The sequence below is a fragment of the Sphingobium sp. CCH11-B1 genome, assembly GCF_001556865.1.
Classification (GTDB): Bacteria; Pseudomonadota; Alphaproteobacteria; order Sphingomonadales; family Sphingomonadaceae; genus Sphingobium.
The window spans coordinates 1-13093 of record NZ_LSJY01000099.1; the positions used below are offsets into that span (position 1 = coordinate 1).

General features: G+C 64.2%; 14 protein-coding genes. 10 read left to right on the top strand and 4 right to left on the bottom strand.

Annotated features, from left to right (window positions below; genetic code table 11):
* From AX724_RS10825 to tnpC, 4 genes are all read left to right on the top strand, one after another.
* The coding region (locus tag AX724_RS10825; protein WP_197421548.1) for a strawberry notch C-terminal domain-containing protein at window positions 1-1828 on the top strand (1828 nt) is incomplete at its 5' end.
* 349 nt (window positions 1829-2177) lie between these two features.
* The gene (gene tnpA / locus AX724_RS10835; protein ID WP_066766175.1) at window positions 2178-2549 is read left to right on the top strand and encodes an IS66-like element accessory protein TnpA; all 372 of its coding nucleotides are present in this window, start codon (window positions 2178-2180) and stop codon (window positions 2547-2549) included.
* Complete coding sequence (gene tnpB, locus AX724_RS10840) at window positions 2546-2893, top strand: IS66 family insertion sequence element accessory protein TnpB (protein WP_066766176.1); 348 nt, start codon at window positions 2546-2548, stop codon at window positions 2891-2893. Before tnpA ends, tnpB begins: the two co-directional genes overlap by 4 nt.
* Window positions 2894-3013: 120 nt before the next feature.
* Entirely contained in the window at window positions 3014-4714 is a 1701-nt protein-coding gene (gene tnpC, locus AX724_RS10845; protein WP_066766177.1) for an IS66 family transposase, read from the top strand.
* A gap of 472 nt (window positions 4715-5186) precedes the next feature.
* On the opposite strand, the gene AX724_RS10855 is transcribed toward tnpC, so the two are convergent.
* The gene (locus AX724_RS10855; RefSeq protein ID WP_231736634.1) at window positions 5187-5933 is read right to left on the bottom strand and encodes an SDR family oxidoreductase; all 747 of its coding nucleotides are present in this window, start codon (window positions 5931-5933) and stop codon (window positions 5187-5189) included.
* A complete protein-coding gene (locus tag AX724_RS10860; protein WP_066766179.1) occupies window positions 5930-6967 on the bottom strand; it encodes an aldo/keto reductase in 1038 nt (345 codons plus the stop codon). Before AX724_RS10860 ends, AX724_RS10855 begins: the two co-directional genes overlap by 4 nt.
* A 149-nt stretch (window positions 6968-7116) precedes the next feature.
* Here AX724_RS10860 and AX724_RS10865 point away from each other — a divergent pair, with 149 nt between their 5' ends.
* Window positions 7117-8025 (top strand): AraC family transcriptional regulator, encoded by a 909-nt coding sequence (locus AX724_RS10865; RefSeq protein WP_066766181.1) that lies wholly within the window; start codon window positions 7117-7119, stop codon window positions 8023-8025.
* A 92-nt stretch (window positions 8026-8117) separates the two neighbouring features.
* Entirely contained in the window at window positions 8118-9032 is a 915-nt protein-coding gene (locus AX724_RS10870) for a bifunctional helix-turn-helix transcriptional regulator/GNAT family N-acetyltransferase (RefSeq protein ID WP_066766183.1), read from the top strand.
* 22 nt (window positions 9033-9054) lie between these two features.
* Here AX724_RS10870 and AX724_RS10875 read toward each other — a convergent pair whose 3' ends face one another.
* On the bottom strand, window positions 9055-10026 hold the full coding sequence (locus AX724_RS10875; protein ID WP_066766192.1) for an NAD-dependent epimerase/dehydratase family protein: 972 nt from the start codon (window positions 10024-10026) through the stop codon (window positions 9055-9057).
* 19 nt (window positions 10027-10045) lie between these two features.
* On the opposite strand from AX724_RS10875, the gene AX724_RS10880 reads away from it, so the two are divergent.
* From AX724_RS10880 to AX724_RS24940, 3 genes are all read left to right on the top strand, one after another.
* Complete coding sequence (locus AX724_RS10880; protein ID WP_331711439.1) at window positions 10046-11008, top strand: LysR family transcriptional regulator; 963 nt, start codon at window positions 10046-10048, stop codon at window positions 11006-11008.
* A 121-nt stretch (window positions 11009-11129) separates the two neighbouring features.
* The gene (locus tag AX724_RS24030; RefSeq protein ID WP_066766188.1) at window positions 11130-11315 is read left to right on the top strand and encodes a hypothetical protein; all 186 of its coding nucleotides are present in this window, start codon (window positions 11130-11132) and stop codon (window positions 11313-11315) included.
* A gap of 65 nt (window positions 11316-11380) precedes the next feature.
* On the top strand, window positions 11381-11545 hold the full coding sequence (locus AX724_RS24940) for a type II toxin-antitoxin system RelE/ParE family toxin (protein ID WP_082733483.1): 165 nt from the start codon (window positions 11381-11383) through the stop codon (window positions 11543-11545).
* 47 nt (window positions 11546-11592) lie between these two features.
* On the opposite strand, the gene AX724_RS22815 is transcribed toward AX724_RS24940, so the two are convergent.
* Complete coding sequence (locus AX724_RS22815) at window positions 11593-12402, bottom strand: MucR family transcriptional regulator (protein WP_231736638.1); 810 nt, start codon at window positions 12400-12402, stop codon at window positions 11593-11595.
* Window positions 12403-12551: 149 nt separating this feature from the next.
* Between AX724_RS22815 and AX724_RS10895 the strand changes: the two genes are divergently transcribed.
* Window positions 12552-13037 (top strand): hypothetical protein, encoded by a 486-nt coding sequence (locus tag AX724_RS10895; protein ID WP_066766189.1) that lies wholly within the window; start codon window positions 12552-12554, stop codon window positions 13035-13037.
* Window positions 13038-13093: the final 56 nt, after the last annotated feature.

The window sequence follows — 13093 nt, forward strand, 5'->3', positions numbered from 1 at the left end:
ATCCGCGCCTGCGTGCGAACCGCTCGACATAAATCTCGACTGCAAAGAAATCCTTGTCGAATATCTTCGTCACGCCTTTCCAGTCCAGCAGATGCGTGTTTTCCGGAGCACTGATGGCGCTGATCGGTCCGAGCCGATGCTCGATGCCGATGGCCAGCCGGTGCTCAGTCAGGAGGCGATCGCCGCGCGGGACGAACTGATCGAGCAGCTCTGCGCCCTGCCTCCTGTGCCCGCCGCGCTCGACACGCTGATCGCCCATTTCGGGACCGACCGCGTCGCCGAGGTCACCGGCCGCTCTCGCCGCCTCGTCGTCAAGCCCGACGGGTGCCAGGCGATCGAACGCCGCAGCGCCCGCGCCAATCTTGTCGAGACCAGTCTGTTTATGGACGGGGTCAAGCCGATCCTGGTGTTCAGCTCCGCTGGCGGCACGGGCCGCTCCTATCATGCAGATCGGGCTTCCAAAGCTGGCGACAGGCGGCGCATCCATTTTCTTCTGGAGCCGGGGTGGCGGGCTGACGTGGCGATCCAGGGGCTCGGACGCAGCCACCGGACCAACCAGACCGTGCCGCCGATATTTCGCCCGGTGGTGACCGACTGCAAGGGCGAGCGCCGCGCCATCTCCACCATCGCGCGGCGGCTCGACAGTCTGGGCGCCCTGACACGCGGGCAACGCCAGACCGGCGGGCAGGGCCTGTTCGACCCGAGTGACAATCTCGAAAGCGACCTGGCGCGCGAGGCGCTGGCGCAATGGTATCGTCTCCTGCACGGCGGCAAGCTCGCCAGCGTGACGCTGGCCGCCTTCCAGGACATGACCGGCCTCAAGCTGGTCGACGATCATGCCGTGCTGCTGGAACGGTTGCCGCCGATCCAGCGCTGGCTCAACCGTTTGTTGGCGCTGCGCATCGCTGTGCAGAACGCGATCTTCGAGGAATATATGGGTCTTATCCAGGCCCGCGCCGATGCGGCACGTGAGGCTGGGACCCTCGATGTCGGCGTTGAGACCATCCGGGCCGAGAGGATCGTGACGCTCGCCGACCAGTGCCTGCGTGTCGACCCGAGAACCGGCGCCGAGACGCGACTGCTCCACCTCGAACTTCACCTGAAACCGCGCGTCACCGGTTGGGATCGCCTGATGCGGATCTGGGGCAACACCGACGGCGTCACCTTTCTGCACAACACTCGTTCCGGCCACGTCGCGCTGGGCGTGCCGTCCTGGTCGATCACCGACGAAGAGGGCCGTGTCATCCCGATGGTGTCGCTTGAACGCCCGACCGGATCTTCGCGGATCAGCGAGGCTGAACTGGCACTCAGCCGCTGGAAGCGGATTGAGCACGATCGATTTCGCGATCTATGGGAGGCCGAATGTCTCGATGCATTGACGAAGGTCGACACCGAAGCGGTCCATGTAGCAACCGGCCTTCTCCTGCCGGTCTGGCACAAGCTGCCAGGGGACGATGTCCGTGTCTGGCGGATCGACGATGGCGCCGATACGACCATCCTCGGTCGTATCATCCACCCGCGTGCTCTCGGGCGGCTCCAGTCGGAATTTGTATTGGCTGTGAATGCGACAAGCCTCTCTCCCGGCGAAGTACTGCGCGGCGCGGAGGTTGCTGGCGGTGTTCTAATCCCGGGATTAAAGGGAGCGAGGCTCGTCACGGTGACGGTCAACAACAGCCGGCGTCTAGAAATTCGCGACTATGCGCCCGAGCATCGCAACTGGCTCAAGTTCTGCGGTGCGTTCAGCGAGGTCCTGAGCTTCAAGACCAGACTGTTTCTGCCGCCCGACAATGCGTGCGCCATTCTTGAGAAGATTGCCACGGACGTTTGAACGCCGTAGAGCGGAGCCGCATCTCAACCACCCGACAGATACTGACTTCTTCTCACAGGTTGACCTCGCATCCGCCGGTGAAAGGCCACACGCTTTCGCAATTGAAGATGGCGGCATCGTGCCAGGCGCGAGCGATCTCGCGGCGATGCTGACGGCTCTTTTCCCGATTATCGCCGGCAGCGGAATTATGGCTTGGCCGCCTGCGGTAACTCAGGACTCCGACGCGACCTCCTGAAGCTTTGCGGTTGACGCCCTCCAAAAGGTACGCATCCGTTGAGCGTCGCCTTGCCCGGGACGTGACAGACCGCTCTTAAGGTCGCTCTTGAGCGCGGTCGTAGGAGCGGTTTTTGTGGGTCAGATCACGGTTTTCGGCGGGCCTGAGCGTCGGCGGCGCTGGGGCGAGGACGAGCGGGCGAAGATTCTGGCGGAGGCCTTTTCTCCTGGCGCCTGCGTGGCGCGTGTAGCCCGCCAGTATGACGTATCGACGGCGCTGGTTTACACCTGGCGCCGTAAGGCGTGCCTGGAGGCTGGGGTGGCGGGCGCTGCGGCGTCGGCGCAGGTCGGCTTCGTCGAAGCCGTCGTCCTTGATGACGGAGGCAGCAAGCCGTTACCGTCGCCGCCGGCTGTTGTGGTGGATCTGCCTGGTGGGCGGCGCGTGAACATCTACGCATCGGCGCCGCCCGGCATGGCCGCGGCTGTTCTGAAGGCGCTGATCCGATGATCCCGGTCCCGAGCGGAGGCAAGGTCTGGCTCGCGTTAGGCCATACTGACATGCGCAAGGGCATGCGGTCGCTCGCTTTGCAGGTTCAGGAGGCCTTGAAAAAGGATGTCCATGCTGGCGACCTGTACGTCTTCCGCGGGCGGAGCGGGGCGCTTTGCAAAATTCTGTGGCATGACGGCCTCGGGATGTCATTATTCGCGAAGCGTTTGGAAAGAGGACGTTTTGTCTGGCCCGCCGCAAAGGACGGAACGGTGGCCATCTCGGCATCGGCGATGGCCTGCCTGCTCGAGGGTATAGACTGGCGTAACCCCCAGGAGACCTGGCGCCCAACCCAGGTCGGCTGATCCACCGCGTCAATCAAGGTGCGAGAAATCCCGCCTGTCCGGGCGCATTGGTGAGACAAAATACGCGGGAAAACTGGCTTAAATCCTGGGGTTTGCGGCAGGTTCGTGTTATAAAAAAGCATGCCTGCAAGCGACCCGTCCGACGATCTCATCCAGCTTCGCGCTGAGTTTGCGCTCGTTCAGGAACGGGCCGATAAGGCGGAGGCTGAGGTCGCCATCGTTCAGGAACAGGCCCAGGCCAGATTGCTCGAGGCCGAAGCACGGGTTGCCAAAGTCTGGGCAATCAACGCTGATCTGCTGGCCCGCAACGCCCACCTCGAGCTGATGAACGAGAAGATGCGCCGCGACAAATACGGCGCGAGCTCCGAGCGCAGCCGGCGCCTGCTGGGTCAGCTCGAACTCACCTTCGAGGAACTCGAGGCCAATGCCAGCGAGGCTGAGCTGCTTGGCCAGATTGCCGCCGACAAGACCACCGCGGTCGCAGCGTTCACCCGCAAGCGGTCCACCCGCCGCGACTTCCCGGCCGACGTTCCGCGCGAGAAGGTCGTCATCCCAGCGCCAGAGCTTTGCCCGTGCTGCGGCTCGGACGATCTTAGCCATCTGCCCCCGGTGATCACCGAAACGCTCGAGAGAATACCGGCCCGCCACAAGGTGATCCAGACGGTCCGGGAGAAGGTCTCGTGCCGTAAGTGCGAGAAGATCAGCCAGCCACCAGCGCCCTTCCACGTGACGCCGCGCGGGATGTTCGGGCCGCACTTCCTGGCGAACCTGGCCTTCCAGAAGTACGGTCTGCACCAGCCTCTCAACAGCCAGCGTGACCGGCTCGAGGCCGAGGGCATCCCCTTGAGCCTCTCGACGCTCGCGGATCAGATCGGCGCGATCTGCGTGGCGGTGAAACCCCTGTTCCTGCTGCTGGAGGCGCACGGGCTTGCAGCAGAGCGCCTGCATGCCGATGACACCACCATTCCGCTGTTGGCAAAGTTGAAAACCAGCGTGGCGCGGATCTGGGACTATGTGCGCGACGATCGCCCGTTCGGCGGGCCGGCGCCGCCGGTGGCGCTGTGCTACTACTCCAGCGATCGCAGGGGCGAGCATCCTCGCGCCCACCTGGCCGGCTATACCGGTATTCTCCAGGTCGACAGGTATGCCGGCTTCAATGCCCTGTTCGAGGAAGGCTGGGCCGATAAGCCCATGACGCGCGCAAATTGCTGGGTTCATGCACGCCGGGAATTCTTCAAGCTCGTCGACCTCAGACAGCAGCTCAAGCGCAAGAGAAAAGGCACTGCGCCGCTCATCTCGCCGCTGGCAACCGAGGCGCTGGAGATCATCGATCGGCTCTTTGCCATCGAGCGCGGCATCAACGGCAAGCCTGCCGCCGAGCGCCTGGCCGTTCGCCAGGAGCTGTCCGCTCCGATCGTTGCCGAACTGGAGGCCTGGATGCACGAAACGCGCAGCAAGCTCTCTCGTCACGATGCCGTGGCCAAGGCCATCGCCTACCTTCAGAACGACTGGGCAGGCTTCACCACCTTCCTCGCCGATGGCCGGATATGTCTCTCGAACAACGCCGCGGAGCGCCAGCTGCGCAGCGTGGCCCGGGGAAGAAAAGCCTGGTTGTTCGTGGGCTCGGACCGCGGCGGCCAGCGCGCGGCGATGATGTTCAGCCTGTTCGGCACGGCCCGGCTCAACGAAGTTGATCCGCTCGCCTGGTTCACTGACGTCCTCGCCCGGATCGCTGACATCCCCCAGAACCGCCTTCACGAACTCCTGCCGTGGAACTGGAAGGCAGCTCAGCAGCAGGTGGCCGAGGAACTCGCCGCCTGAACCATCGTCAACGGGGCGACCTGGTTACGGGAGCGCCGCGGCTGCTATCGGATGCGTACTCCAAAAGTCCAGGGTCTCGATCTTTTCTGGCGAGGCTGGACCACCGCAGTCCGCGCCCGCGACGACGTGCTTATCCCGAAATTCAAGGCTCGGGAGGTCGTTAAGCTTCCCCTGGACTTTACAGCGATCAACCGTTTCCATCACAGCGGTAAAGTCGGGCTCCAGGATCGACAACGCATTCAGCACTGCCCTCGAGATCGGAGAAGCCGGAGGGAAATCGATGGTCGCGCCGAAAGGCGTGCTTGACCGTCTCGACAAACATCACAAACCGGGCGCGGCTCGCCAGTAAAGCCTTCTGGATAGGCCCCGATCCTTTAGCACAGCGTTGAAGATGAACGTATCCAGCCAGTTGCCCCGGAGCGTCGGGATGGCCCAACGCCTCCCTTGGTTTGCTGTGGCGCCTTTGCCCCGATCACCGCATCATCATCCCGCCATCGACGGCGTATTGGCTGCCGGTAACAAAGGCGGAATCCTCGGACAGCAGGAACAGCGCCACGGCGGCGGCCTCATCGGAGGTTCCGGCGCGACTCAGCGGAACCTGGCCGAGCACGAAGTTTTCGAACGAGGTTCGCGCCTCATCGGGGAGAAAATGCCGGAAGTTGGTGTCGATGGGTCCCGGTACGAGGACGTTGGCACGGATACCGCGCGGCGCGAGCGCGCGCGCCCAGTTGCGCGCCATGGCGATGACCGCGCCCTTGGTCGCCGCGTAAAGACTGGTCAGCGCCGCGCCTTCATAGGCGGAGCTGGAGGCGGTGACGACGACGGAGGCGCCGGGATTGAGCCAGGCCGACAGGCCGGCGAGCTGGAGCATGGGCCCCCGCACATTGGCGGCCATCATCGCGTCGAAGGTCGCGGCATCCACATCCTCTATCGCCCCGAGCGCTGCGTAGCCCGCGTTCAGCCACAGGCCGTCAAGGGACCCGGCCGCCCGCACTGTCTCGACAAGGGCGGCGACAGCAGCCGGATCAGCGGCGTCGTTCGTCAGCGCGATGGCGTCGTTCGCCAACGCCTGTCTCGCCGCCTCGACGCGCCCTCTGTCGAGGCCGGTGACGATCACTGATCCGCCTTCACGGACGATCCGCCTGGCTCCGGCCAAGCCCATGCCGCTGGTGCCGCCCGTGATGAGCACACGCTTTCCGGCGAAGCGCGGAGACATCATCTCTGCCCAGTCATATGGGCGCGATAGGCGCCCTGGCGTTCCAGCATCCAGCCGGGATATTCCGGCTGCAAGGCGCTTGCCTCATCGAGGGTCGCCAAATCTTGCGCGGACAACCGCACATCGACGGCGGCCAGATTGTCGTCGAGTTGCTCCGGCCGCCTGGCCCCGACGATCACGCTGGTGACGACGTCCTGATGCAGCAGCCAGGCCAAAGCGATCTGCGCGACGCTGACGCCGTAGGCTTCAGCGATCGGTCGCATGGCGTCGATCACGCCATACCCTCGCTCCCGGTCCACCGGTGGGAAGTCAAAAGTCGCGCGGCGGCCCTCGCCGGTCGTCTCGTCCTCGCGGCTGTATTTGCCCGACAGAAAACCCCCGGCAAGCGGGCTCCACACCATCAATCCCAGCCCCTCGGCCTTGAGCATCGGGGCGATCTCCCGTTCCAGGCCGCGGCCGGCCAAGGTGTAATAGGCTTGCAGCGACAGGATCGGCGCCACATTGCGGGCCTCGGCGACGCCGATCGCCTTGACGATCTGCCAGGCCGCCCAGTTGGACAGGCCGATGTAGCGGACGTGCTCCTGCCGCACGAGCGTATCGAGCGCCTCGAGCGTCTCGACGATCGGAGTCGCCGCATCGAAACCGTGAATCTGATAGAGGTCGATATGGTCGAGCTGGAGCCGGTCCAGGCTCGCCTTGCACTGGTCCAGCACATGTTTGCGCGAGGCCCCCCGCGCATTAGGCCCATCGCCCATCGGCCCCATCACCTTGGTGGCGATCACCAGATCTTCGCGGGCGAGGCCGAGGTTGCGGATCGACTGGCCGAGTATGCGTTCGCTCGTCCCGCCGGCATAGACGTTGGCGGTGTCGATGAAGTTGACGCCCGCCTCGACGGCCGCCTTGACCACGGCGTCCGCCTCCTCCTGACGCAACTGGCCGATCTGGCCCCACATCCCCTCGCTGCCGCCGAAGGTCATGGTCCCGAGACAGAGTTCGGAGACGAACAGGCCGCTCGGGCCAAGGGAACGATAACGCATGGGGCAAACTCCTCGTCGTCGGTATGTGTCCGTCAGATAGGGCGGCGCACCCCGGGGGGCGACGCCGATCGTCGCAATCTCTTGCCCGATTATCTCAATCGCCTTGATCGCCGCTGGCGTTGAGGCCGACGGGCGCTAAGGATGGCGACATGTCCGATCCCGCTCATGACCGCCTGATCGAGGCCCTCGCCCGTCATTGGGCGAGATGGGGCCGCGAGCCGCCGCTGGACGGCTTAACCCTCATGGTCAGCGACCGGCCCACAGGGTTGCTGCACTCCCTCTATCGCGCATCTTTTTCCGCCGTGCTGCAAGGAGCCAAAGTCAGCCTGCTCGGAGAATGCGTGTTTCGCTACGATGCGGGCAAGTGTCTGGTCGCCTCCATGGACCTGCCGGTGACAGCCCAGGTGGTCGAGGCCAGTCCGGAGCGGCCCTATATGGCGTTCAGCCTGGCGGTCGATCCGGCGATGGTCGCCGATCTGTTGCTCGATCAGCCCGAGGACGGCGTCGTGGCGCCGATAAAGACCTTGACCACCATGGCCGTCGGGCGACTGGATGCGACCTTGCTCGATCCGCTCGCGCGCCTGTTCGATCTGATCGACAGCCCGAGAGATCTGGCCGTGATCGGGCCGCTCATCCGACGTGAGATCGTCTGGCGGCTGCTGCAGGGCGAGCATGGACCCATGTTGCGTCAGATCGGCCTGGCCGACAGCCGCATGGCGCGGGTGGCGCGGGCCGTCGCCTGGATCAGGGACCATTATGCCGAGCCGATCCGGATTCCCGATCTGGCGGCATTGGCGGGGATGAGCGTCGCCGGACTGCATCGCCACTTCAAGGCCGCCACGACGATGTCGCCGATCCAGTTCCAGAAACAGGTCCGGCTTCAGGCTGCACGCCGCATGGTGCTGGCCGACACGGCCGAGATCGCCGCCATCGGCTTTTCGATCGGCTATGAAAGCCCGTCCCAGTTCAGCCGCGACTATCGCCGCCTGTTCGGCGAGCCGCCCGGCCGCGACGGCGTGGCGATCCGGTCAGGCGTGCGGGCGGCGGTCGAGCTATGAACCGGCGTGGGGACGGCTCCCCCCTTCACGTCTCATCCTGCACCTGAAAACTCAGCAGTTGACTCAGTCAACAATATGCGGTGAGAGGGCTTATGGACACCGCGATAGACGCCATCCGCACCTTCAACCGCTTCTTCACCCGGCATGTGGGCGCCATCGACGCCCGTTTCCTGGACACCGATGCGAACCTGGCGGAGGCCCGGCTGCTGTTCGAGATCGCGCGGCTGGAGCCAGTTCCAGCGAACACCCTGCAGACTGAACTGGGCCTTGATCGTGGGTATCTGAGCCGGATGATCGCCCGGTTCGAGGGTCGGGAATGGATCCTGCGTGATCGCCTCGAAGGCGATGCCCGTACTCGCCCGATCCGGCTGACCGGGACAGGACGTGCCGCCTTCGATCTGATCGACCAACGGCAGCGCGCCGCCGTCGCCTACGACCTCAGCCGCCTCAGCCCAGTGGAGCGGGATGATCTGGTACAGGCGCTGACCAAGGCGCGGCTGCTGCTCGACCCGCAAGCGCCCCTGGATTTCATCATTCGACCGGCTCGCATCGGCGAGGTCAGTCAGGTCGCGGCGCGGCAATCCATCCTGTACGCGGCGAGTCACGGCTGGGGTCGTGAACTGGAGAGGCTGGAGGCCGAAACGACGGCCAGGTTCCTGCTCCACTTCAATCCCGAGCGGGAACAATGCTGGGTCGCCGATCTGGCCGGCGTCATGGCCGGGGCAGTGTTCCTCACCGACGAGGGTGACGGGCAGGCCCGTTTGCGCCTGCTGCATGTGGAACCGTTCGCGCGTCGGCGAGGGATCGGCGATGCGCTGGTACGCACCTGTGTCGCGTTCGCGCGCGAGACGGGATACGACGGGATCACCCTCTGGACCCACACCGTGCTGGACGCCGCCCGCCGTATCTACGCACGCCAGGGGTTCGAATGCATCGCCACCCAGGTTCACCACGAATTCGGGGAGCCGGTTCAGGGAGAGACGTGGCGGCTAAGTCTGGCGGAATAGGTTCGCCGCTGGCCCCGGAGCCTCACCCATCTACGGCTTCAATGTCCACACAGCCGATCGCCGACAGCGTGGTGTGCACCGCCTCGTCCAGCGGGGTGCGCGGTTCGGGTCCGATCAGCCCTTCGAGCCGGCCGTTCCCGAGGCGGGTCGGCCGCTTCCAGAGGTATTTCATCTCGACCAGCTCGCGCATCAGCGGCACGAAGGGCGCAGCCAATTGCATCATCGACCAGGGCAGGCGGCGGATCGGCAGATCGGGCGCGGCCAGGGCCTTGCGGATGGCGTCGGTCATCCGGCTTCCGTCAGCGTCCCAATGGCCCTCCATATGGAAGGTGGCGAAGTCGGCCAACCCGTCATGCTCTGCCAACCGCACCATGATCTCGGCCACGTCGGGCAGATAGGCCCATTGGTGTCCAACGCCCGGCTTGCCCGGATAGGTGATGACGCGCGGACGCGCGCCCGGCTTGACCAGGCCCTGGCTGAACCAGTTGTTGGCGGCCCGGGGTCCGAAGAAGTCGCCGGCGCGAACGATCAGCACCTTGGCCCAGCCGCGATCGGCCGCCGCCTTCAGCCGCTGCTCCATCTCGACGCGGATGCGGCCTTTGCGCGTCCGGGCGTTCTGCGGCGCATCCTCGGCGATATCGGGGAAGACATCGCGACCATAGTTGTAGACCGTGCCCGGCAACAGGATCCGCGCCGCACCCAATTCGGCGGCGGCGATGGTGTTATCCAGCATCGGCAGCACCTGGGTGTTCCAGTTGCGATAGCCCGGCGGATTGACCGCATGGACGATCAGGGAAGCGCCTTCGGCTGCGGCCGCAACGTCCGCCGCCGACAAGGCGTCGCCCTTGATCCAGGCGATCCTCGGATCGCCCCGCGCGCCGGCCGGATCACGATTGAGGGCGCGCACCCACCATCCGGCCTCCAGCAGGCGCGTCGCGACCTCGCCGCCGATCCCGCCCGTGGCCCCCAGGACCAACGCCGTTCTGTTCTTCATCTTCGCCTCCATCCGTTCGATGAAGACAGGATGGGCGCGTCTTGCTCCGAACGAAATTGCGGAAAACGCTCTACCCGCTATACGAAAACAGATGAGCCGAGAACCAGACTGGAACCTCTATCGCACCTTCCACGCCGTGCTGCGGGAGGGGTCCCTGTCGGGCGCGGCCCGGGCGCTGGGCATGACCCAGCCCAGCATCGCCCGCCACATCGACGCTCTGGAAGCCGCGTTGGCAACAAGACTGTTCCTGCGCACGCCCCGCGGCCTGTCGCCGACCGACGCGGCGCTGGAACTGAGGCCCATGGCCGAGAGTCTGGCCGCCGTTTCATCGACCTTGCTGCGCACGGCCGAGGGCGGTCGCGGCGGCGAAGTTCGTGGCACGGTGCGGATCAGCGCCAGCGAGGCCGTCGCGGTGCATCATCTGCCTCCCCTGCTGTCGCGTCTGCGCCAGGCTCATCCCGGCCTGACCCTGGAGTTGTCCCCGTCCAATGCGCTCGACGATCTGCTGCAGCGCAAGGCGGATATTGCGGTTCGAATGGTTCGGCCCGAGCAACAGGCCCTGGTCGCGCAACGCATCGGCTCCATCGCCGTCGGCCTGCACGCCCGTCGCGACTATCTGGACAGCCGAGGGATTCCCCGGGCCCTGGACGACCTGCGAGCCCACGACCTGATCGGCTACGATGTGGAAACTCCTGCCATACGGGCGGCGGTCGAGCGCTATCCGGCGCTGAACCGAGATGCCTTCGCTCTCAGGGTCGATAGTGACGTGGCCCAATTGGCCGCCATCCGCGCCGGCTTCGGCATCGGTATCTGCCAGGTGATCCTCGCCGCCCGCGAACCCGATCTGGTGCGCGTACTTCCGGAGACCTTCCGTCTCGATCTGGAGACCTGGATCGTCATGCACGAAGACCTGCGCGACAATGTCCGTTGCCGGGTCGTGTTCGACGCCCTCGTCGAAGGGATGAGCAGGATCGCTGCGTGAACCGGGCCACAGCAGCTCATATTGATCTGCTCAGGGCCACCTCGGCCACATAGAAGGCCGACCATCAAGTCGAGCTGCAGGCGACCTGCCAGGCGCTGCTGACATCTCGTCGCATGACGCTATGACGTCGAACTACGATCCTGTGAGCCGCGTCCCGCGCCGTCTCGGTTATTCCGATGACGTCATCTTGCGGCTCAACGAAATCGAACGGATCATCAGCGCTATCCTGCCCAAAGCCGCCATGGGAATTGGCTGGTGGTCCATTGCTGAGGAATCTGACCGGCACCATGTGCAATGCCAAGCCTAGCTTGAGGCCAGCTATCAATCAGTTTCATCAGAGAAGTACGAACCGTATGCCTTGATCTGGACGCCATGCCTGAACGGATTCCAATCCTCCCCGCCTTCGAGAGACAAGGTCCTCGCCGTCGACTGCACGGAAATTATCTGATCTTTTACCGGGTCGATGGCGCACGGGTCACCAATATCCACATCCTGCACGGCGCCAGCGATTACGCATCGCTCATTTTCAGGAACTGAGCGGACGGGCGAGGTCAAATTTCCGGACCTCACCCGTGCCGGTTGCTTCAAACGCTTGCGGGTTCCGCTTCGGGTGCAATTTCCGCCGCAGGTTCAGATGCCTTCGCTTTGATCACTCGCTTGGCGGTTTTCGGTTTGCTGTCCTGCTTGGCACCCGCGGCTTTCGAGGCTCTGTTGGCTTTGACAGCCGGTGCCGGGGCAGGGGCTTTCGCCACACTTTCTGTGCCGGGCTTGGCTCGCGGCTTGCGGCCGGCCTTACCTTTGGCCGCTTTCTCGCTCGCTGTCTCGACTGCCGGACTATCCGTTGTCGCTACTGAAGCCTTGCGACCGCGCTTGGCCGGAGCGGCCGCAACGGGCGTCTCAGGTTCAGCGGCGACAGGAACGTCACTGGCATCTACCTTCTTGCGACCAAGCCCAAGCCGCTGCGCAACCTCGCGGCGCTGCTCGGAATAGCCCGGCGCGACCATCGGATAGTCCTTCGCCAGACTGTAGCGTTCCCGATATTCGGCAGGGGTGAGACCATGCCTGCCGATATGGCGCTTCAGGCTCTTATAGGGCTTGCCGTCGATCAAGCTGATAATGTGGTCGCGCGAAGCGAGGCTCTTGCGGATCGATACGGCCGGGACATGATCCGGTTCCGCGGGCGTTGCTACGGCGGCCTTGCGCTCGAGCGCCGTGCGGGTTGTTTCGATGATTCCCGAAATATCGGAGGCCGGTACCTGATTGTTCGCGAAATAGGCGCTCAGTAGTTGGACCGTCATCGCGGTGAAATCAGGTTCGATGGCATCGGACATGGAAAACTCCAGATCGAGGAAGAAAGAGATGGACGCCTCTGGCACAAAAACGTTGCCGAACATCTAAGCGCGAAGCGCCGATGACCACAAGCCGGCAATGTATATCGCTTGTACCGGCTGCCGTTGCAAATTGAACAGCAGCAATGGGAGAGGGAGAGGGGAGGGCAGAGACGAGATCGAATAAATGGTCTCGATTTTGCGAAAGACAGCTCATGGCCAACCGCGTGTCCGCCCATATCCAGATCGGCGGGGTCCTGTCCCGCAGCCGGTACCCCGAACTTATATCTGCGATCGTTGACGATAATCCCGCCATCGACTGGGACGGCACCCCATTCGATCCCTCCGACCTACCGGTAACCGGCCCGTTATACCTGATGGATCATGAGGTCGCCGCAGGGCGCTTCGACGAGATCGAGCAATGTTGCCGGTCGCTTGGGCTATCCTATGTTCGCTGGCGGGCCGGCTACAGTGGAAGCTTCCCGTCAGACCGTGAAATCTGCTTCGGGCCTGGCGAACCAGAGACCTTCTTCACCACCGAGCAAGACACGCTGATCTTTTCGATCGAACGGATTCGCGAACTCGGATCGATGGAAGCGATCGAGGCTGAATATGCCCGTGCGAATTTCAATCCGCCGCCATTGACGATCATCGACGACGATCCTGTCGATTGCGAAGCAGTGGAGACCGTCCATGGCTGACTTGTATGATCCGGGCCTTGTCAAGATCGCATTGAACGGTTCCTTCTGTTGACGCG

Coding starts and splice junctions, on each gene's coding strand:
- tnpC (WP_066766177.1), top strand. CDS start 3,014: ATGCCTGCAAGCGACCCGTCCGACGATCTCATCCAGCTTCGCGCTGAG.
- tnpB (WP_066766176.1), top strand. CDS start 2,546: ATGATCCCGGTCCCGAGCGGAGGCAAGGTCTGGCTCGCGTTAGGCCAT.
- AX724_RS10870 (WP_066766183.1), top strand. CDS start 8,118: ATGGACACCGCGATAGACGCCATCCGCACCTTCAACCGCTTCTTCACC.
- AX724_RS10880 (WP_331711439.1), top strand. CDS start 10,046: ATGAAGACAGGATGGGCGCGTCTTGCTCCGAACGAAATTGCGGAAAAC.
- AX724_RS24030 (WP_066766188.1), top strand. CDS start 11,130: ATGACGTCGAACTACGATCCTGTGAGCCGCGTCCCGCGCCGTCTCGGT.
- AX724_RS10865 (WP_066766181.1), top strand. CDS start 7,117: ATGTCCGATCCCGCTCATGACCGCCTGATCGAGGCCCTCGCCCGTCAT.
- AX724_RS10875 (WP_066766192.1), bottom strand. CDS start 10,026: ATGAAGAACAGAACGGCGTTGGTCCTGGGGGCCACGGGCGGGATCGGC.
- AX724_RS10860 (WP_066766179.1), bottom strand. CDS start 6,967: ATGCGTTATCGTTCCCTTGGCCCGAGCGGCCTGTTCGTCTCCGAACTC.
- AX724_RS10855 (WP_231736634.1), bottom strand. CDS start 5,933: ATGATGTCTCCGCGCTTCGCCGGAAAGCGTGTGCTCATCACGGGCGGC.
- AX724_RS24940 (WP_082733483.1), top strand. CDS start 11,381: ATGCCTGAACGGATTCCAATCCTCCCCGCCTTCGAGAGACAAGGTCCT.
- AX724_RS22815 (WP_231736638.1), bottom strand. CDS start 12,402: ATGTTCGGCAACGTTTTTGTGCCAGAGGCGTCCATCTCTTTCTTCCTC.
- AX724_RS10895 (WP_066766189.1), top strand. CDS start 12,552: ATGGCCAACCGCGTGTCCGCCCATATCCAGATCGGCGGGGTCCTGTCC.